The 18,011-nt window shown below is 73.2% G+C and carries 17 protein-coding genes; 4 read left to right on the forward strand and 13 right to left on the reverse strand.

What is annotated here, in order from left to right; translation table 11 throughout:
• Positions 1–5 precede the first annotated feature (5 nt).
• The 3 genes from ACIHCM_RS11175 to zapE form a co-directional block, all read right to left on the reverse strand.
• Positions 6–587: a carbonic anhydrase gene (locus tag ACIHCM_RS11175; RefSeq protein WP_399892606.1), complete on the reverse strand. Its 582-nt coding sequence runs from the start codon at positions 585–587 to the stop codon at positions 6–8.
• Between the two features lie 114 nt (positions 588–701).
• Complete coding sequence (locus ACIHCM_RS11180; protein ID WP_399892609.1) at positions 702–962, reverse strand: hypothetical protein; 261 nt, start codon at positions 960–962, stop codon at positions 702–704.
• A 186-nt stretch (positions 963–1,148) separates the two neighbouring features.
• On the reverse strand, positions 1,149–2,249 hold the full coding sequence (gene zapE, locus ACIHCM_RS11185; RefSeq protein ID WP_399892612.1) for a cell division protein ZapE: 1,101 nt from the start codon (positions 2,247–2,249) through the stop codon (positions 1,149–1,151).
• 178 nt (positions 2,250–2,427) lie between these two features.
• On the opposite strand from zapE, the gene ACIHCM_RS11190 reads away from it, so the two are divergent.
• The 4 genes from ACIHCM_RS11190 (at position 2,428) to msrB (ending at position 5,811) form a co-directional block, all read left to right on the forward strand.
• Positions 2,428–3,204 carry a pyrimidine reductase family protein gene (locus ACIHCM_RS11190; RefSeq protein WP_399892615.1) on the forward strand — a complete coding sequence of 259 codons (777 nt, stop codon included), beginning with the start codon at positions 2,428–2,430 and terminating at the stop codon, positions 3,202–3,204.
• Between the two features lie 165 nt (positions 3,205–3,369).
• Positions 3,370–3,825: an indole-3-glycerol phosphate synthase gene (locus ACIHCM_RS11195; protein ID WP_399892618.1), complete on the forward strand. Its 456-nt coding sequence runs from the start codon at positions 3,370–3,372 to the stop codon at positions 3,823–3,825.
• A 173-nt stretch (positions 3,826–3,998) separates the two neighbouring features.
• Positions 3,999–5,390, forward strand: coding sequence for a UDP-N-acetylmuramate--L-alanine ligase (murC, locus tag ACIHCM_RS11200; RefSeq protein ID WP_399892621.1), 1,392 nt, complete (start codon positions 3,999–4,001; stop codon positions 5,388–5,390).
• A 13-nt stretch (positions 5,391–5,403) separates the two neighbouring features.
• Positions 5,404–5,811, forward strand: coding sequence for a peptide-methionine (R)-S-oxide reductase MsrB (gene msrB, locus ACIHCM_RS11205; RefSeq protein WP_399892624.1), 408 nt, complete (start codon positions 5,404–5,406; stop codon positions 5,809–5,811).
• 22 nt (positions 5,812–5,833) lie between these two features.
• Here the strand turns inward: msrB and meaB are convergent, their stop codons facing one another.
• From meaB to ACIHCM_RS11255, 10 genes are all read right to left on the reverse strand, one after another.
• Positions 5,834–6,838 carry a methylmalonyl Co-A mutase-associated GTPase MeaB gene (gene meaB, locus ACIHCM_RS11210; protein WP_399892627.1) on the reverse strand — a complete coding sequence of 335 codons (1,005 nt, stop codon included), beginning with the start codon at positions 6,836–6,838 and terminating at the stop codon, positions 5,834–5,836.
• Complete coding sequence (gene scpA, locus ACIHCM_RS11215) at positions 6,835–9,009, reverse strand: methylmalonyl-CoA mutase (protein ID WP_399892630.1); 2,175 nt, start codon at positions 9,007–9,009, stop codon at positions 6,835–6,837. The genes meaB and scpA overlap by 4 nt, the downstream gene beginning before the upstream one ends.
• Positions 9,009–10,811: a methylmalonyl-CoA mutase family protein gene (locus tag ACIHCM_RS11220; RefSeq protein WP_399892633.1), complete on the reverse strand. Its 1,803-nt coding sequence runs from the start codon at positions 10,809–10,811 to the stop codon at positions 9,009–9,011. Before ACIHCM_RS11220 ends, scpA begins: the two co-directional genes overlap by 1 nt.
• Positions 10,812–11,093: 282 nt before the next feature.
• Positions 11,094–11,819, reverse strand: coding sequence for a GntR family transcriptional regulator (locus ACIHCM_RS11225; protein WP_399892636.1), 726 nt, complete (start codon positions 11,817–11,819; stop codon positions 11,094–11,096).
• Positions 11,820–11,875: 56 nt separating this feature from the next.
• On the reverse strand, positions 11,876–12,877 hold the full coding sequence (locus tag ACIHCM_RS11230) for a proline racemase family protein (RefSeq protein ID WP_399892639.1): 1,002 nt from the start codon (positions 12,875–12,877) through the stop codon (positions 11,876–11,878).
• A gap of 11 nt (positions 12,878–12,888) precedes the next feature.
• Positions 12,889–13,785: a dihydrodipicolinate synthase family protein gene (locus ACIHCM_RS11235; protein WP_399892642.1), complete on the reverse strand. Its 897-nt coding sequence runs from the start codon at positions 13,783–13,785 to the stop codon at positions 12,889–12,891.
• On the reverse strand, positions 13,775–15,217 hold the full coding sequence (locus ACIHCM_RS11240; RefSeq protein WP_399892645.1) for an FAD-dependent oxidoreductase: 1,443 nt from the start codon (positions 15,215–15,217) through the stop codon (positions 13,775–13,777). Before ACIHCM_RS11240 ends, ACIHCM_RS11235 begins: the two co-directional genes overlap by 11 nt.
• Positions 15,210–15,509, reverse strand: coding sequence for a (2Fe-2S)-binding protein (locus ACIHCM_RS11245; RefSeq protein WP_399892648.1), 300 nt, complete (start codon positions 15,507–15,509; stop codon positions 15,210–15,212). The genes ACIHCM_RS11240 and ACIHCM_RS11245 overlap by 8 nt, the downstream gene beginning before the upstream one ends.
• 44 nt (positions 15,510–15,553) lie before the next feature.
• The gene (locus ACIHCM_RS11250) at positions 15,554–16,705 is read right to left on the reverse strand and encodes an NAD(P)/FAD-dependent oxidoreductase (protein WP_399892651.1); all 1,152 of its coding nucleotides are present in this window, start codon (positions 16,703–16,705) and stop codon (positions 15,554–15,556) included.
• A gap of 95 nt (positions 16,706–16,800) precedes the next feature.
• Positions 16,801–17,871 carry an undecaprenyl-diphosphate phosphatase gene (locus ACIHCM_RS11255; RefSeq protein ID WP_399892653.1) on the reverse strand — a complete coding sequence of 357 codons (1,071 nt, stop codon included), beginning with the start codon at positions 17,869–17,871 and terminating at the stop codon, positions 16,801–16,803.
• Positions 17,872–18,011 lie beyond the last annotated feature (140 nt).

Consider the following 18,011-nt stretch of genomic DNA (forward strand, 5'->3'; position numbering starts at 1 on the left):
GGCCCTCACAGGGCCTCGAACGTGCCGGTGCCGGTGCGGTGTTCGCGTACGGCGCCGGTGTGCACCTCGTAGTACCAGCCGCGCAGCCGCAGCCGGCCGTCCGCCAGTCGCCGCTCGACGCACGGGTACGAGCGCAGGCGCAGTAGTTGTGCGAGGACGTGGGTCTGCACCGCCTCGGCGACCGTCGGGTCGGCCGGGTCGGCGGCCCGCGGCTGGTCGGCGGCGTGCGTCAGCCAGTCGCGCACGGCCGGTACGGCGTCGAGGTCGTCGCCGCGCACCAGCGCGCCGACGGCACCGCAGTGCGAGTGGCCGCAGACGACGACGTCCTGGACGCCGAGCACTTCCACGGCGTACTCGATGGTGGCAGCTTCCCCCGTGGGGCGGCCGGGGGTGTAGGGGGGAACGATGTTGCCCGCGGTGCGCAGCTCGAACAGCTGGCCGGGGCGGGCGCCGGTGATCAGGGCCGGAACGACCCTGGAGTCGGAGCAGGTGATGAACAGGACTTCAGGCGACTGTCCCTGAGCCAGCTGAGCGAACTCCTCAGGGCGCTGTCCGAACATGCGGGCGTTGTCGATGAGGGGCTGCATGACGTGGTGATTCCTCCTGGCGCGCAGTGGGGGCGCGTCGGACGTGCGTGACAGGGTGCGTGAGGGGACTGCTCCGTTCCCGGCGGTCGGTCGCGGCGGCCGGCCTCAGGGGCCTCAGGCCTCGAACAGGGCCGGGTTGTGGGCAGTCGAGGGTCTCGACATGTGGTCGTACGCGGCGCTGGGCACGACCGCGTCGGATTCGGCCCCCTCGCGTATCCGCTCGCCGGAGCGTGTCACTCCGGGCTGAGCTTTGGCCTCGAAGTGACGGGCCGTGTACGCAGCTGCGAAGGGCGGGGGAGGAGCGAAGAAGGGCAGGGTGAACAACACCGCGACGAGGGCCGTGCGCAGGGTCCGGATCGTCGTACCTCGGAGCATCGGGCCTCCCTCCGCTTCGGTCACACCTCTAGCCCGCACCAACGGTTGGTCAACAGCTGGTCAAGAAGGACACTAACCCTGCAGAGTTGTTTGCAGGGTTAACTTGGCGTTTCGAGCCGAAGAGAGCCTCAAAAGTGAGGTTGAGCTGGCGTGATCCGTCCCCCGACGCGGCGTACGGCGTGGCGTCTACCGGCCCTCGGTCAGCCGCTGGGCGTCCCGCGCCAGCGCGGTCAGCCGCGAGATGGCCCGGAAGTACTTCTTGCGGTAGCCGCCCTTCAGCATCTCCTCGCTGAACAGCTGGTCGAAGGGCAACCCCGAGGCCAGGACGGGCACTTCACGGTCGTAGAGCCGGTCCGCGAGCACCACGAGCCGCAGCGCCGTCGACTGGTCCGGAACCGGCCGCACGCCGGTCAGGCACACCGCATTGACGCCGTCGGTCAACGCGCCGTACCGGCTGGGGTGAACGCGGGCGAGGTGCTCGAGCAGCGGCGGGAACGCGTCGAGCGAGGCGCCCTCGGTGGCGTGCGCCGCCCGCGTCACCTGCTCGTCGGTGAACGGCGCCGGCGCCTGCGGCAGGCCGCGGTGGCGGTAGTCCTCGCCGTCGATGCGCAGGGCGCGGAAGTGGGCCGACAGGCCCTGGATCTCGCGCAGGAAGTCGGCGGCCGCGAAACGGCCCTCGCCCAGCTTGCCCGGCAGGGTGTTCGAGGTGGCGGCGAGCGCGACGCCCGCGTCGACCAGCTTGCCGAGCAGGGTGGAGACCAGCACGGTGTCGCCGGGGTCGTCCAGCTCGAACTCGTCGATGCACAGCAGGCGGTGGCCGGAGAGCGTCCGGACGGTCTGCTGGAAGCCGAGGGCGCCGACCAGGTTGGTCAGCTCCACGAACGTGCCGAAGGCCTTGCGGTCGGGCTCGGCGGGGGTGGCGTGCCAGAGGGAGGCGAGGAGGTGGGTCTTGCCGACGCCGTAGCCGCCGTCGAGGTAGACACCGCGGGGCCCGGCGGGGGCCTTCGGTGTCCTGGCCCTGCCGAACCCGAGGAAACCCCGCCTGCCGGCGCCGGGAGCCGCGCCGAGGCCGGCCGCGAAGCCCTCCAGGACCCGCACCGCCTCGGTCTGGCTGGGCTGGTTCGGGTCCGGGATGTACGTGCCGAAGCGCACCGAGTCGAAGCGGGGCGGGGGCACCATCTCGGCCACCAGGCGGTCCGCGGGAACGTGCGGCTCTCGCGCGCAGAGGGAGAGGGGGGCGGCTTCGGCGGCTATGGGGCTTCGGCCGGCGGCGGTGGAGGAGGACACGCTTACCCATGCTAAGGGGTGGTCCGGGGGCGGTTGCGGCCACCGGCCGATCCGCGGACGCGTCCGGGCGCCGGTCCGCGCGGGTGCGGCCCCGGAGCCGGACGATCCGCCGTCCCGCACGCCCGGCCGCCCGACGGCGCCCCGGATGAATCGCGGCACGCGTGGAACACTGCGTGGCATGCGACGCCTCTTTCCTGTGACCGACACGACAGTGGACCCGGCCGACCGTGAGTGGGATCTCGCGGAGCTGGCGGAGGCCTACGCCTACCCCGAGCCGCAGACGGGGGAGCCGGTGGCGTGGCTGCGGGCCAACATGGTCGCGACGCTCGACGGTGCCGCGCAGCACGACGGCAGGTCTCAGCCCATCTCCAACGCCACCGACATGCGCATCTTCGGCACGCTGCGGGCGCTCGCGGACGTCGTGCTGGTCGGCGCGGAAACGGTCCGCCAGGAGGGGTACCGCCCCGCACGCGTGCGTGCCGAGTTCGCGGCGCGGCGTGAGGCGGCCGGGCAGCAGCCCGTACCCGCGATCGCGGTGGTCAGCGCCGGTCTGGACCTGGACTTCTCCCTGCCGCTGTTCGCCTCGCCCGTGGTCCCCACGCTGATCCTCACCGGTGCGGCGGCGGCGCCGGACCGGGTGGTGGCGGCCGAGAAGGCGGGCGCCCGGGTGGTGGTCGCCGGGGACGGTGCCGGTGTGGAGCCCGCACGGGCCGTACGGGCGCTCGCCGAGCTGGGTCACACCCGGCTGCTCACCGAGGGCGGTCCCCGGCTGCTGGGTCAGCTGGTGGCGGCCGGGGTGCTCGACGAGCTGTGCCTGACCGTCTCCCCGATGCTCACGGCGGGCGGTGCGCAGCGCATCGCCGGGGGGCCGGCGGTGGCGGTCCCGCAGCGGTTCGAACTGGCGTCCCTGCTGGAAGAGGCCGGGTTTCTGTTCTCCCGTTACCGTCGGACCTGAGATCGACGGAATGCGCCGCTTCGCTCGCGACGGGCACGCCGTGACCCGCACTACCCGCGCGATCACGGGGCAGGATGGTTTCCGCAGGGCCGGACGGCCACCGCAGGACGAAAGGGCCCACGGCCCTCGGAGGAGAAGGGGCGCCTGGTGTTCACAAGCGTTTTGATGATCGAGAAGGCCCTGACGTCCGCCGACGTGGAGTTCGTCACCACCTTGCACGGGGAGGAGCCGGTCACCTTCCACGTGCTGCTCCAGCCGCGCGGCGAGCAGGCGGACCGCCTGCTGCGTGCCATCGACGACCTCGCGCTGGGGGAGCTGGACGAGGCGGCGCGCGAGGGGGAGACGCCGGAGGGCGAGGCGGCCAGGAGCGAGGGGCAGCGGGCGCTGGACGTGTCCTTGCAGGCCCTGCGGGCCTCCGGCAGCGCGGCCGAGGGCCGGCTGATCGAGGACCATCCGCTGGACGCGCTGAAGGGCGTGGTGGAGGAGGTCGGGGCGGACGAGGTGATCGTGCTGACGGATCCCCACTACGTGGAGGAGTTCTTCCATCGGGACTGGGCCTCGCGGGCTCGGCACAAGGTGGGGGTGCCGGTGCTGAAGCTGTTCTCGCACAGCAAGGCGTAGGGCGGCGCGGCGGGTGCGGGTGCCTGGTGGCCTGTCACCGGTCGCCGGCGCCCCCCGGCCGCCTGACCCCGCTGCCCCCTTACCGGGCACCCCGCGCCGCACGGAATAGGCTGGGGCCGCGCTTCCCCGTCGGGGTGCGCTGCTCGTCGTACCGGATCTTGGGGAGAACACACATGGCACCCGGCCTTCCTACCGCCATGGACCGACCGCACTTCATCGGCATCGGCGGGGCCGGGATGTCCGGTATCGCGAAGATTCTGGCGCAGCGCGGTGCCAAGGTCGCCGGCAGTGACGCCAAGGAGTCGGAGACCGTCGAGGCGCTGCGGGCGCTGGGTGCCACCGTGCACCTCGGGCACGCGGCGGAGCACCTCGCGGACGACGCCAGCTGTGTCGTGGTGTCGTCCGCGATCCGGTCCGACAACCCGGAGCTGGCCCGCGCGGCCGAGCTGGGCATCCCCGTGGTGCACCGGTCCGACGCGCTCGCCGCCCTGATGCGGGGCCTGCGGCCGATCGCGGTCGCCGGTACGCACGGCAAGACGACCACCACCTCGATGCTGGCCGTGTCGCTGTCCGCGCTCGGGCTGCGGCCGTCGTACGCGATCGGCGGGGACCTCGACGCGCCCGGCTCCAACGCGCTGCACGGCGAGGGCGAGATCTTCGTCGCCGAGGCGGACGAGAGCGACCGCAGCTTCCACACGTACGCGCCCGAGGTCGCGATCGTGCTCAACGTCGAGCTCGACCACCACGCCAACTACGCGTCCATGGACGAGATCCACGAGTCCTTCGAGACCTTCGTCGGCAAGATCGTGCCCGGCGGCACGCTGGTGATCTCGGCGGACCAGGAGGGGGCCCGGGAGCTGACGCGGCGGGTCGCGGCATCGGGCGTGAGGACCGTGACCTACGGCGCGGCCGACGACGCCGACGTGCGGGTGCTGTCGGTCGTGCCGCAGGGGCTGAAGAGCGAGGTCACCGTTCTGCTGGACGGCAGGGAGCTCACCTTCGCGGTCTCCGTCCCCGGCCGGCACTACGCCCACAACGCGGTCGCCGCCCTCGCGGCGGGCGTGGCCCTCGGTATCCCGGCCACGGAGCTGGCCCCCGCGCTCGCGGCGTACACCGGGGTGAAGCGGCGGCTGCAGCTGAAGGGCGAGGCGGCCGGGGTGCAGGTGATCGACTCCTACGCGCACCACCCGACCGAGATGAGCGCCGACCTGGAGGCGATGCGGGCGGCGGCGGGCGACGCGCGGATCCTGGTGGTCTTCCAGCCGCACCTGTTCTCCCGGACGCAGGAGCTGGGCAAGGAGATGGGCCAGGCCCTCGCCCTCGCCGACGCCTCCGTGGTGCTGGACATCTACCCGGCCCGGGAGGACCCGATCCCGGGCGTGACCAGCGAGCTGATCATCGAGGCCGCCCGGGCGGCGGGCGCGGACGTGACGGCGGTGCACGACAAGGGCGAGGTGCCCGAGGTGGTCGCGGGAATGGCGGGGGCGGGCGATCTGGTTCTCACCATGGGCGCGGGCGATGTCACCGACCTCGGACCGCGCATCTTGGACCGCCTGCCGAAGTAAGGGGCTGACACCCATGTCGTACGACGTCGAGAAGCCGGACGAGCAGTGGCGCGTTGAACTGACGCCGGCCGAGTACGCCGTGCTGCGCCAGGCCGCTACGGAACCCGCGTTCACCGGTGAGTACACCGACACCAAGGCCAAGGGCGTGTACTCGTGCCGGGCCTGCGGTGCCGAGCTGTTCACCTCGGACACGAAGTTCGAGTCGCACTGCGGCTGGCCCTCGTTCTACGACCCCAAGGAGGGCGACGCCGTGGAGCTGGTGCAGGACCGCTCGCACGGGATGGTGCGCACCGAGGTGCGCTGCGCGCGCTGCGGATCGCACCTCGGGCACGTGTTCGAGGGTGAGGGCTATCCCACACCTACGGACCAGCGGTACTGCATCAACAGCATTTCGCTGCGGCTGGCTCCCGACGACGAGTAAGGAGCCACGGCCGGCCCCGGTCTCACCCGGAGGGCGGGACCGGGGCCGGCTCGCCGCCCCCGAACGCCCGCAGGATGCGCTCCGCCGCCAGCGTCGCCGTCAGCTCGCCCTCGCGGACCTGCCGCTCCAGGTCCGGGGCGAGGGCGCGTACGGCAGGGTGGGCGTGCAGCCGGCCGAGCAGGTCCTCGCGGACCATCGTCCACGTCCAGTCGACCTGCTGCTCACGCCGCTTGGCGGCGAGCCGGCCGGTGGAGCCGAGCAGGGAGCGGTGCTGTTCGAGGCGCTCCCAGACGGTGTCCAGGCCCGTCGACTCGCGTGCGCTGCAGTGCAGCACCGGCGGCGTCCAGTAGGCGTCCTTGCCGTGCATCAGGCGCAGCGCGCCGGACAGCTCACGCGCGGCCGCCCGGGCGTCGCGCTCGTGCGGGCCGTCCGCCTTGTTGACGGCGAGCACGTCGGCGAGCTCCAGCACGCCCTTCTTGATGCCCTGCAGCTGGTCGCCGGTGCGGGCCAGGGTGAGCAGCAGGAACGAGTCGACCATGTTGGCGACGGCGGTCTCCGACTGGCCCACGCCGACCGTCTCGACCAGGACCACGTCGTAGCCCGCCGCCTCCATCACCACGATCGACTCGCGGGTCGCCTTGGCGACCCCGCCGAGGGTGCCGGCCGTGGGGGAGGGCCGTACGAAGGCGGCCGGATCCACCGCCAGCCGCTCCATCCGCGTCTTGTCGCCCAGGATCGAGCCGCCCGTGCGGCTCGACGACGGGTCGACGGCGAGCACGGCGACCCGGTGGCCGAGACCGGTCAGCATGGTCCCGAAGGCGTCGATGAACGTCGACTTGCCGACCCCCGGCACTCCGCTGACGCCGATCCGCCGCGCCTTGCCGCTGTACGGCAGCAGCTCGGTGAGCAGCCGCTGGGCCAGCTCCCGGTGCTGCGGCCGGGTGGACTCGACGAGCGTGATCGCGCGCGCCACGATGGCCCGCTTGCCGTCGAGCACGCCCTTCACATACGCGTCGAGATCGATCACAGCTCGTGTCCGAGGCCGGCGGCCAGCCGCTGCACCAGGTCATGGGCCGCGTCCGGGATCACCGTCCCGGGCGGGAACACGGCAGCCGCGCCCATGTCCAGCAGCGTCGGCACGTCCTGCGGGGGAATCACCCCGCCGACCACGATCATGATGTCCTCGCGGCCCTCCTCGGCGAGCTGCTCGCGCAGCGCCGGTACGAGGGTGAGGTGACCGGCGGCCAGCGAGGACACCCCGACGATGTGCACGTCCGCCTCGACGGCCTGGCGGGCGACCTCGGCCGGGGTCTGGAACAGCGGGCCGACGTCCACGTCGAAGCCGAGGTCGGCGAAGGCGGTCGCGATCACCTTCTGGCCGCGGTCGTGGCCGTCCTGGCCCATCTTGGCGACCAGGATGCGCGGGCGGCGCCCCTCGGCCTCCTCGAAGGCGTCCACCAGGGCGCGGGTGCGGTCGACCGACGGGGACTCGCCGGCTTCGTTGCGGTACACGCCCGAGATGGTACGGATCTGGCTCGCGTGCCGCCCGTACACCTTCTCCAGGGCGTCCGAGATCTCCCCGACGGTCGCCTTCGCCCGGGCCGCGTGCACGGCAAGTTCCAGCAGGTTGCCGTCGCCGCCGGCGGCCCGGGTCAGCGCGTCCAGGGCGTCCCGGCAGGCGGTCTCGTCCCGCTCCTCGCGCAGCTGCCGCAGCTTCTCGATCTGCTGGGTGCGCACCGAGGAGTTGTCGACCTTGAGCACCTCGATCTTCTCGTCGGAGTCGACCCGGTACTTGTTCACGCCGATCACCGGCTGCCGCCCGGAGTCGATCCGGGCCTGGGTGCGGGCCGCGGCCTCCTCCACACGCAGCTTGGGGATGCCCGCGTCGATGGCCTGCGCCATGCCGCCCGCCTGCTCGACCTCCTGGATGTGCTGCCAGGCGCGGCGGGCGAGGTCGTACGTCAGCTTCTCGACGTAGGCGCTGCCGCCCCACGGGTCGATCGCCCGTGTGGTGCCGGACTCCTGCTGGATGAGCAACTGGGTGTTGCGGGCGATCCGCGCGGAGAAGTCCGTGGGCAGCGCGAGCGCCTCGTCGAGCGCGTTGGTGTGCAGCGACTGGGTGTGGCCCTGGGTCGCGGCCATCGCCTCGACGCAGGTACGCGTGACGTTGTTGAACACGTCCTGGGCGGTCAGCGACCAGCCGGAGGTCTGCGAATGCGTGCGCAGCGAGAGGGACTTGCTGTTCTGCGGGTCGAACTGCCTGACCAGCTTGGCCCACAGCAGGCGGGCCGCGCGCATCTTGGCGATCTCCATGAAGAAGTTCATGCCGATCGCCCAGAAGAAGGAGAGCCGGGGCGCGAACGCGTCCACGTCCAGGCCCGCCTCCCGGCCCGCCCGGATGTACTCCACGCCGTCCGCGAGGGTGTACGCCAGCTCCAGGTCGGCCGTCGCACCCGCCTCCTGGATGTGGTAGCCGGAGATGGAGATGGAGTTGTAGCGGGGCATCCGCTGCGAGGTGAAGGCGAAGATGTCGGAGATGATCCGCATCGACGGCTTCGGCGGGTAGATGTAGGTGTTGCGGACCATGAACTCCTTGAGGATGTCGTTCTGGATGGTCCCGGCCAGCTTCTCGGGCGGTACGCCCTGTTCCTCCGCCGCGACGATGTACAGCGCGAGCACCGGCAGCACCGCGCCGTTCATCGTCATCGACACGGTCATCCGGTCCAGCGGGATGCCGTCGAAGAGCTGACGCATGTCGTAGATCGAGTCGATCGCCACGCCCGCCATGCCGACGTCACCGGTCACCCGCGGGTGGTCGCTGTCGTAGCCGCGGTGCGTGGGCAGGTCGAAGGCGACCGACAGGCCCTTCTGACCGGCCGCCAGGTTGCGCCGGTAGAACGCGTTGGACTCCTCGGCGGTGGAGAAGCCCGCGTACTGGCGGATGGTCCAGGGCTGGTTGACGTACATCGTCGGGTACGGGCCGCGCAGATACGGCGCGATGCCCGGGTAGGTGTCCAGGAAGTCCAGGCCCTCCAGGTCCTGCCCGGTGTACAGCGGCTTGACCGCGATGCCCTCCGGGGTCTCCCAGAGCAGGTCGTCGCCGGCGGCCGCCTTCTTCACCGCCGTACGCCACTCGTCGGCGCCGCCGTCGGCGGCCGGGGTGCCCAGCTCGATGCCGGAGAAGTCGGGGACGGACATCAGGACACTCCCATCCGGTCGAGGGTCGCGGAGAGCACGGCGATCGCGTCGCAGCCCGCGAAGACGTAACCGCCGACGCCCGGGTACTGACCGGGCCTTCCCGCGAGGAACACGTGCGTGGCGCCCGCCGCGGTCAGCTCGGCGGCACGGGCCTCGGCCTGCTCCGCGTACAGCTCGTCGCTGGAGCACAGGCAGGCTTCGCTCGCCCCGCTCTCCTCGAAGGTGCCCCCGGTGACGGGCTCGATGCCGCCCGCCTGGAAGAGGTTCGCGGCGAAGGTGGCGCGCGCGGTGTGCGCGGCGGCCGGGCCGAGGGTGGCCAGGTAGATCCGGGGGCGGGAGCCGGTCGCGGCGAGATGGGCGTCGGAACGGGCGCGCAGCGCCTCGTAGCCGTCGTCGCGGCGCACGCGGGGCAGGCCGCCGGAGGGCGGCTCGGGGGCCGGCTCGCGGACGACGGGCTTCTCGGCCAGGTGCGGGAACTCGCTGACACCGGTGATGGGTTCGCGGCGTTCGGCGAGCTTCGCGCCGCGGGCGGCCCAGGTCTCGGCCAGTCGCTCGCGGAGCGTGCCGGAACGCAGGGCGGCGGCCTGGCCGCCCTCGCGCTCGATGGTGCGGAAGAACTCCCAGCCGGCGTGGGCGAGTTCATCGGTCAGCCGCTCCACGTACCAGGAGCCGCCCGCCGGGTCGATCACCCGGGACAGATGCGACTCCTCGATCAGGATCGTGGAGGTGTTGCGCGCGATACGGCGCGCGAACGCGTCCGGCAGCCCGAGGGCGTGGTCGAAGGGCAGCACGGTCACGGCGTCGGCGCCGCCGACCCCGGCCGCCAGCGTGGCCACCGTGGTGCGCAGCATGTTCACCCACGGGTCGCGGCGCGTCATCATCACCGGCGAGGTCACGACATGCTGCGTCTGGGCACCCGGCCCGCCGCACACCTCGGCGACCCGCGCCCACAGCCTGCGCGCCGCGCGCAGCTTGGCGATCGTCAGGAACTGGTCGGCGGTGGCCGCGTACCGGAACTCCAGCTGGCCGCAGGCCTGCTCGATGCTCAGGCCCGCCTCGGTCAGCGCGCGCAGATACGCGACCCCGGTCGCCAGCGAGCACCCCAGCTCCTGCGCGGCCGAGCCACCGGCCTCGTGGTACGGCAGCGCGTCCACGGTCAGCGCTCGCAGCCCCGGGTACTCCTCGGCGCAGCGGCGCGCGAGCCCCGCCACGGCGGGGAAGTCGTACGTCCGCCCCGTACGGGCCTCGTGACCCAGCGGATCGGCGCCCAGGTTCCCGCGCGCCGCCTCCGGGGCGACGCCCCGCTCGGCGTACAGCCGCAGCAACTCCCGTGCCCCGTCCTCGACATCGCGTCCGGCGTCGAGGACGACGGGGGCCAGGTCGAGATAGACGCCGTCGAGGACGCGGCCGAGTTCGGCCACCGGCAGGCCGCCCTCGCCGGCGACCAGCCAGAGCGAGGTGACGCCGTTCTCCAGGTCGGCGAGCACCGCGCCGCCGTCGACGGTCGCGTGCCGCTGCCGCACGTCCCAGCCGCCGAGGGTGTTCCCCTCGGCACGGGCGCCCCGCACATAGGGCGCGTAACCGGGGAAGCCGGGCTCGGGCGCGGCGTCGTGGGCGGTGTACAGGGGCCGGACGCGGAGTCCGTCCTCCAGCGTGGTGGCCAGGGCATCCTCGGCTGCCGCGCCCTCGACGTCCTTGCCCGACTTGCGCAGGACACCCGCCACAAGGCGCTGCCACTGCTCACGGGTCGCGTCGGAGAACTCGGCGGCCAGGGTAAGCCCGTCGTCGGGCAGGACCGTCATGCTCGGATGTTAGGTCAGGGAAACAAAGGAGCAGCAGAGGGCGCGGCTGTGACCTTGCCCTCTCCGGGTGAGCCTTGAAGCGGCGGCGGATTCCGTACTACGCCGCGGTGTGACTCCTGTCACGCGCGCCCGCCGACCGGACGGCGGAAGCTCGGCCGGGGGTCCGCGGCCGTCGGTCGCCCGGGCGCCAGGTCCTCGGGCATCGGCGACCGGAGGTGTCCGGTTGCCCCCGCTCGCCCGGCGGTCTCGAACTCGCCGTCGGCCGTGGTGCTGAGTCGTCGGTCAGTGGGCGGTCGCGGCGTCCGTGGGCGTGGGCCGGGAGGTGCCGTCCGGGGCGGGGTGCGGGGCCGCCCACAGGCCACGGACATGGCTCAGGTGGCGGGTCATGATGGTGCGGACGGACTGCTCGTCGCGGGCGAGGAGGGCGTCGAGGAGTTCCAGGTGCTCCTCGGCCGACGCCTGGAGGCCTCCCTGGCGGGCGAGCGCGGTCAGTCCGTAGAGGCGGGAGCGGCGGCGCAGATCGCGGACCACCTCGACGAGGTGCTCGTTGCCCGCGAGGGCCAGCAGGCCCAGGTGGAAGCGCAGATCGGCCCCCACGTAGGCGATGAGGTCGCCGGCCGCCGCGGCGGTGACGATCTCCTCGGCCACGGGACGCAGCTCCGCGAGCGCCACCGGGTCGGCGGTGCGGGCCAGCCCGGCCGTGGTCGGGATCTCGATCAGCGCGCGGACGTGCGTGTACTCGTCGAGCTGCCGCTCCGAGACGGCCGTGACCCGGAAGCCCTTGTTGGGCACCGTGTCGACCAGGCCCTCCTTGGCCAGGTCCAGCAGCGCCTCGCGTACCGGCGTCACGGAGACCCCGAAGCGCGCGGCGAGCGTGGGCGCCGAGTAGACCTCCCCGCTGCGCAGTTCGCCGGCGATCAGCGCGGCACGCAGGGCGTCGGCGACCCGCTCGCGGTAGCTGCTCCTCCTGCCGCCGAGCGTGGGGAGGCTGGGGGGCGGCGCCGTCATGAGGTGGCTCCTCGGATGTCGTGCGGGCTTGCTGACATGTCTCCTCACAGCCTCCCTCACAGCACGAATCCGGCCGGGAACGGGTCCTCGGGATCCAGCAGGTACTGGGCCGTGCCCGTGATCCACGCCCGCCCCGTGAGACTCGGCAGCACCGCCGGGATCCCGCCCACCTCCGCCGTGCCGAGCAGCCGGCCCGTGAAGTGGGTGCCGATGAAGGACTCGTTGACGAACTCGGTGTGCAGCGGCAGTTCACCGCGGGCGTGCAGTTGTGCCATGCGCGCGCTGGTGCCCGTACCGCAGGGGGAGCGGTCGAACCATCCGGGGTGGATCGCCATCGCGTGGCGCGAGTGGCGGGCGGTGGCGTCCGGGGCGAGCAGGTGCACATGGTGCAGGCCGTGGATCGAGGGGTCCTCGGGGTGGACCGGCTCCTCCTCGGCGTTGACGGCGGCCATGAGCGCCAGGCCCGCCTTCAGGATGTCGTCCTTGCGGGACCGGTCGAACGGCAGGCCGAACTCCGCGAGCGGCAGGATGGCGTAGAAGTTGCCGCCGTAGGCGAGGTCGTAGGTCACCGTGCGCCCGTCGGCCAGCGTGGCCTTGCGGTCGAGGCCCGCGGAGAACGACGGCACGTTGCGCAGGGTGACGTTCCTGGCCGCGCCGCCCTCGACCGCGACCTCGGCGACGACGAGACCGGCGGGGGTGTCCAGGCGGATCGTGGTGACCGGTTCGGTGACCTCGACCATGCCGGTCTCCACCAGCACGGTCGCCACCCCGATCGTGCCGTGCCCGCACATCGGCAGATAGCCGGAGACCTCGATGAAGACGACGCCCCAGTCGCAGTCGGGACGGGTGGGCGGCTGGAGGATCGCGCCGCTCATCGCCGCGTGGCCACGCGGCTCGTTCATCAGCAACTGCTTGACGTCGTCGCGGTGGTCACGGAAGTACAACCGCCGCTCGTTCATGGTCGCGCCGGGAACGGTGCCGATGCCGCCGGTGATCACACGGGTGGGCATGCCCTCGGTGTGCGAGTCGACGGCGTGCAGGACGAGAGTGCTGCGCATGGCCGCCTCCGTTATCCGAGCCCCGCGGCAAGGGCCTTCTCCGTCGCCGCCCGCACCGCCGCCCGCTGTTCCGGCGGCAGCGGCTCCCGCGGGGGCCGGCACGGGCCGCCGTACCGTCCGGCGATGTCCATGGACAACTTGATGGCCTGCACGAACTCGACGCGTGAGTCCCAGCGCAGCAGTGGATGCAACTGCCGGTAGAGCGGCAGCGCGGTGTCCAGGTCGCCGGCCACCGCGGCGCGGTACAGCTGGACCGAGGCCTTCGGCAGCGCGTTCGGATACCCGGCCACCCAGCCCTTGGCGCCCGCGATCGCCAGTTCCAGCGCGACGTCGTCGGCGCCGATCAGCAGATCGAGATCCGGGGCGAGCTCGGCGATGCGGTAGGCGCGCCGGACGTCGCCGGAGAACTCCTTCACGGCTTGGACGTACCCCTCGCCGTGCAGCTTCGCGAGCAGCTCCGGCACGAGGTCGACCTTGGTGTCGATCGGATTGTTGTACGCCACCACGGGCAGGCCCGCCCGGGCCACCTCGGCGTAGTGCGCGAGGACGGATCGCTCGTCGGCGCGGTAGGCGTTGGGCGGCAGCAGCATCACCGCGCCGCAGCCCGCGTCGCGCGCCTGCTCGGCCCAGCGCCGGGCCTCCGCCGCGCCGTAGGCGGCGACCCCCGGCATCACCCGCTCGCCACCGACCGCGGCGACGGCGGTCTCGACGACCCGGGCACGCTCCTCGGGCGTGAGGACCTGGTACTCGCCGAGCGAGCCGTTCGGTACGACGCCGTCACAGCCGTTCGCCACGAGCCAGGCGCAGTGCTCGGCGAACGCGTCGTGGTCGACGGCCAGATCGGCGGTGAGCGGGAGCGCGGTGGCGACGAGGACGCCGCGCCAGGGGCGTTGCCGGTCAGTCGTCATGAGGGTCCTTCCCGTCCTGGTTGTCGGGGGCCGGTCCGGTCCCTGCGTCCGGGGCATGTCCGGCCAGCACCCCGAGGGGTACCGGCCGGGCGAACGGCGTACGGGCCGGGGTCGGGGGGCAGCCGGTGAGGGCGGCGACAGCGGGCCCGCACATCCGGCCCTGGCACCAGCCCATCCCGGCGCGGGTGAGCAGCTTCACGGTCCGCACGTCCCCGGCGCCGAGCTCGCCGGCCGCCGCCCGGACGGCGGACGCCGGGACCTCCTCGCACCGGCAGACCACGGTGTCGTCGGTCACCAGCCCGGTCCAGTGGACGGCGGGCGCGTACGACGAGTCGAGCGCGGCGGCGAACCGGCGCAGGGCGGCCCGGCGCCGCGCCGCGGCCCGCCATGTCCTGGCATCGGGCTGCCGGCCGGTCAGCCGCGCGGCGGCCGAGCACCCGGCGATGTGCCCCTCGGCGCAGGCGAGTTCGGCGCCACCGACGCCGGTGGCCTCGCTGGCCGCCCACACGCCCGGCACATCGCAGCGCTGCTCGTCGTCCACGCACACGGCGACCCCGTCGAGGCGGCAGCCCAGGGTGGCGGCCAGGTCGGTGTGCGGCAGCATGCCGTGGCCGACGGCGAGCGCGTCGCAGGCGATACGGCGCCGGGTGCCGCCACGGACCCGGCCCCCGGCGTCGAGGGCGGCGACCGTCACGGCGTCCAGCCGGCGGTCACCGTGTGCCTCCAGCACCGTGTGGCGGGCCAGCACGGGGACCCGGTGACGCAGGAGCCGGGCCGCGTACCCGGCGCCCTCGGCGAGCTTCGCGGGCCGCGCGGCCAGCGCGCGGGCGTTGCGGAAGAGGGCGGTCGGGCCGGTGGACTCGACCAGCGCGGCGACATGCGCGCCCGCCGCGGCCAGCCCGGTCGCGACGGGCAGGAGGAGCGGCCCGGTGCCGGCGACCACGACGGTGCGTCCGGGCAGCACGAGCCCGCCCTTGAGCATGGCCTGTGCGCCGCCCGCCGTGACCACGCCGGGCAGGGTCCAGCCGGGGAAGGGCAGCACCTTCTCGTAGCCGCCGGTGGCGAGGACGACCGCGTCGGCGTCCACCGTCACCCCCTCCTCCTGGAGCGGCCCGAGCAGCGCGTGCACGGTGAAGCCGCCGGAGTGCCGCTCGACGCACCAGACGTGATGCTCCGGCAGGTGGGTGACGGCGCCCGCGGCGAGCTGACGGTCGAGCCTCTCGCGCAGCCGCCGCCAGGCGCGCCGGTGGTGGTGCAGCGCCTGCGGGCGGCGCGCGCCCAGCCCGGCCGCGGGCTGCCGGTGGAACTGGCCGCCCGCCTCCGGGGCGGAGTCGACGAGGGTGACCCGGACGCCCGCGGCGGCCGCCGCCGTCGCCGCCGCGAGCCCCGCCGGGCCCGCGCCGAGCACCGCGAGACGGGGAGAGTCAGTCATCGTGGCCCGTCCCCTCCTGTGTGCGGATCGTGTCGCCCGGCCGCACCGGGACCAGGCAGGCGCGCTGATTGGGACGGCCGTTGACGGTCACCAGGCAGTCGAAGCAGACGCCGATCCCGCAGAACACCCCGCGCGGCCGGCCCGTACGCCGTGTGCCGCGCCAGGAGGTGACCCCGGCGGCCCAGAGCGCGGCGGCGACCGTCTGCCCGGGGAGTGCGGCGATCTCACGGCCGTCGAAGGTGACGGCGAAGGCGGGACCGGGCCGGGCGCCGGTCAACTCCAACGGATCCATGCGGCGTTCCTCCCGCGCGCGTGGTGAGGCTTCCCGCCGGAGGCTCACGGCAACTCCCCCTCGAACCGGTCCGGACGGAAGGGCGTCAGGTCCAGCTCCGGGACCTGTCCGGTGAGCACCTGGGCGAGCAGATGCCCGGTCCCGGTCGCCAGGCCGATGCCCGCGCCCTCGTGACCGCACGCGTGCAGCAGGCCCGGCACGCGCGGGTCGGGGCCGATGGCCGGCAGATGGTCCGGAAGGTACGGGCGGAAGCCGGCATAAGTCCGTATGGCCCGCACCCGCTCCAGGAACGGGAACAGCCGGACCGCCCCGGCCGCCAGGGCCCTTACCACCGGCAGCGAGAACGACCGGTCGAAGCCGACCCGTTCACGGCTGGCGCCGATCAGCACCGGGCCGGCCGCCGTGCCCTCGACGACCGGCGAGGTCTGCAGCGCCGCCGAGTCGCTGGCCACGTCGGCCACGTAGTCGGCGGCGTACACCTTGTGCCGTACCAGACGCGGCAGCGGCTCGGTGACCAGCACGAACCCGCGCCGGGGAAGGACCGGCAGACGGACGCCGGCCAGCGCGGCGACCTCGCCGCCCCAGACCCCGGCCGCGTTGACCACGGCCGGCGCGTGGATGTCGCCCCGGTCGGTCCGGACGCCGCGCACGGCGCCGCCGGGGGAGCGCAGCACGCCGGTCACGGTCCGGCAGGTCTCGAGCCTCGCGTGGGAGGCCCGTACGAGATGCGCGGCGGCCAGGGCGGGCATCACCTGGGCGTCCTGCGGATAGTGCATGCCGCCCGGGAGTCCGGGAGCCAGGTGCGGCTCCAGTTCCTCGAGCTGCCGCTCACCGACGGGCACGGCCTCGACGCCGGCGGCCCGCTGGGCGGTCGCGAACTCCTCCAGGGCGAGACGGCCCCCGGGTGACGAGGCGACGACCACGCCGCCCTTGGGCTCGTACTCGACGGCCGTCCCGAACTCCTCCGAGAGCTGCGCCCACAAGCGGGCGGACAGCAGGGCGAGGCGGAGCTCGGGGCCGGGTCCCTTGTCGCTGACGAGGACGTTGCCCTCGCCGGCGCCGGTGGTGCCGCCGGACACCGGGCCCCGGTCGACGAGCGTCACGTCCAGCCCGGCCCGGGCCGCGTGGAAGGCGCAGGCCGCGCCCACCATGCCCGCCCCGACTACCACGACATCGCAGGTCAGCGACTTGGTCACGTCAGTAATATGTCACATACCGCAGCACCCCGGAATCCCCCCGACCCGGATTTCCCCAAGGCTTCAGGGGGTGCCCGACCGGAGTCCTGGAGGGTTCACCCGGCCGACTCGGCGGCGTGCGGGCTGATCACGCCGAAGGTGACCAGGGCGATGATCACCACGCCCAGGGCGATGCGGTAGTGCACGAACGGCATGAAGCTCCTGGTCTCGATGAACTTCATGAACCAGGCGATCACCGCGTACCCGACGCCGAAGGCGATGAGTGTGGCCAGTGCCGTCGGCCCCCAGCTGACGTGACCGCCCTTGGTGGCGTCCTGCAACTCGAACAGCCCTGAGGCGAGAACCGCCGGGATGGCGAGCAGGAAGCAGTAGCGGGCGGCGGCCGCGCGGGTGTAGCCCATGAAGAGCCCGCCGCTGGTGGTGGCGCCGGACCGGGAGACGCCAGGGATGAGGGCCATCGCCTGGCACAGGCCGTAGATGAGGCCGTCCCTGACCGTGAGGTCGTGCAGGGTCTTGCCGGAGGGCCGGGCGGCGCCGGGGGCGCCGAGTGCTACCGGGGGGCCGGAGGGGTCAGAGGGGCCGGAGGGGCCGGAGGAGCCGGGACCGCTGGACAGGGTGGCCAGGGCGCCGCTCCCCCACCCGGCGCCCGTCCGGTCCGCGACCTCCCGCTCGGCCCTCTCCCGCTCGGCGCTCTCCCGCTCGGCGCTCTCCCGCTCGGCGCTCTCCCGCTCGGCGCTCTCCCGCTCGGCGCGAGCGGCGAGGCGGTCGGCGACGCCCAGCACCACGCCCATGGCGATGAGCATGGCCGCGGTCAGCCGGAGATCGCGGAAGGGTCCCTCGATCTGGTCCTTGAACGTGACGCCGAGGACGCCGATCGGCAGCGAGCCGATGATCAGCATCCAGCCCAGCCGGGCATCCGGGTCCGCGCGCATCGTGCGGTCCGTCAGCGAGCGGCACCAGGCCGTGACGATTCGGGCGATGTCCGACCGGAAGTAGATCAGCACCGCTGTCTCGGTGCCGATCTGCGTGATCGCCGTGAAGGCCGCGCCCGGGTCCTGCCACCCCGAGAAGGCGGCCACGAGGCGCAGATGGGCGCTCGACGAGATGGGAAGGAACTCGGTCAGTCCCTGGACCAGGCCGAGAATGATGGATGCGAACCAGCTCATGGAAGCGCAAGCGTAGTCAAGGCGAGCGGATCTACGGTGGTGGCCGAGGGGACGCCCCGGTGGTTCCGGCCGCCCCGAGCGGGTCGGCCCGAGCCCTGGGCAGCCGATACGTGGCTGATGTCCCTTTGTTACCCATTTAA

Source organism: Streptomyces sp. NPDC052023, assembly GCF_044548465.1.
Lineage (GTDB): Bacteria > Actinomycetota > Actinomycetes > Streptomycetales > Streptomycetaceae > Streptomyces.

Excerpts from the sequence above, each read along its gene's own strand:
- ACIHCM_RS11195 (WP_399892618.1), top strand. The coding sequence starts at position 3,370 with ATGATCGAGAAGGCCCTGACGTCCGCCGACGTGGAGTTCGTCACCACC.
- scpA (WP_399892630.1), bottom strand. The coding sequence starts at position 9,009 with ATGTCCGTCCCCGACTTCTCCGGCATCGAGCTGGGCACCCCGGCCGCC.
- ACIHCM_RS11245 (WP_399892648.1), bottom strand. The coding sequence starts at position 15,509 with ATGGATCCGTTGGAGTTGACCGGCGCCCGGCCCGGTCCCGCCTTCGCC.
- murC (WP_399892621.1), top strand. The coding sequence starts at position 3,999 with ATGGCACCCGGCCTTCCTACCGCCATGGACCGACCGCACTTCATCGGC.
- ACIHCM_RS11190 (WP_399892615.1), top strand. The coding sequence starts at position 2,428 with ATGCGACGCCTCTTTCCTGTGACCGACACGACAGTGGACCCGGCCGAC.
- ACIHCM_RS11180 (WP_399892609.1), bottom strand. The coding sequence starts at position 962 with ATGCTCCGAGGTACGACGATCCGGACCCTGCGCACGGCCCTCGTCGCG.
- msrB (WP_399892624.1), top strand. The coding sequence starts at position 5,404 with ATGTCGTACGACGTCGAGAAGCCGGACGAGCAGTGGCGCGTTGAACTG.
- ACIHCM_RS11235 (WP_399892642.1), bottom strand. The coding sequence starts at position 13,785 with ATGACGACTGACCGGCAACGCCCCTGGCGCGGCGTCCTCGTCGCCACC.
- ACIHCM_RS11175 (WP_399892606.1), bottom strand. The coding sequence starts at position 587 with ATGCAGCCCCTCATCGACAACGCCCGCATGTTCGGACAGCGCCCTGAG.
- ACIHCM_RS11225 (WP_399892636.1), bottom strand. The coding sequence starts at position 11,819 with ATGACGGCGCCGCCCCCCAGCCTCCCCACGCTCGGCGGCAGGAGGAGC.
- ACIHCM_RS11255 (WP_399892653.1), bottom strand. The coding sequence starts at position 17,871 with ATGAGCTGGTTCGCATCCATCATTCTCGGCCTGGTCCAGGGACTGACC.
- ACIHCM_RS11230 (WP_399892639.1), bottom strand. The coding sequence starts at position 12,877 with ATGCGCAGCACTCTCGTCCTGCACGCCGTCGACTCGCACACCGAGGGC.
- ACIHCM_RS11220 (WP_399892633.1), bottom strand. The coding sequence starts at position 10,811 with ATGACGGTCCTGCCCGACGACGGGCTTACCCTGGCCGCCGAGTTCTCC.
- ACIHCM_RS11240 (WP_399892645.1), bottom strand. The coding sequence starts at position 15,217 with ATGACTGACTCTCCCCGTCTCGCGGTGCTCGGCGCGGGCCCGGCGGGG.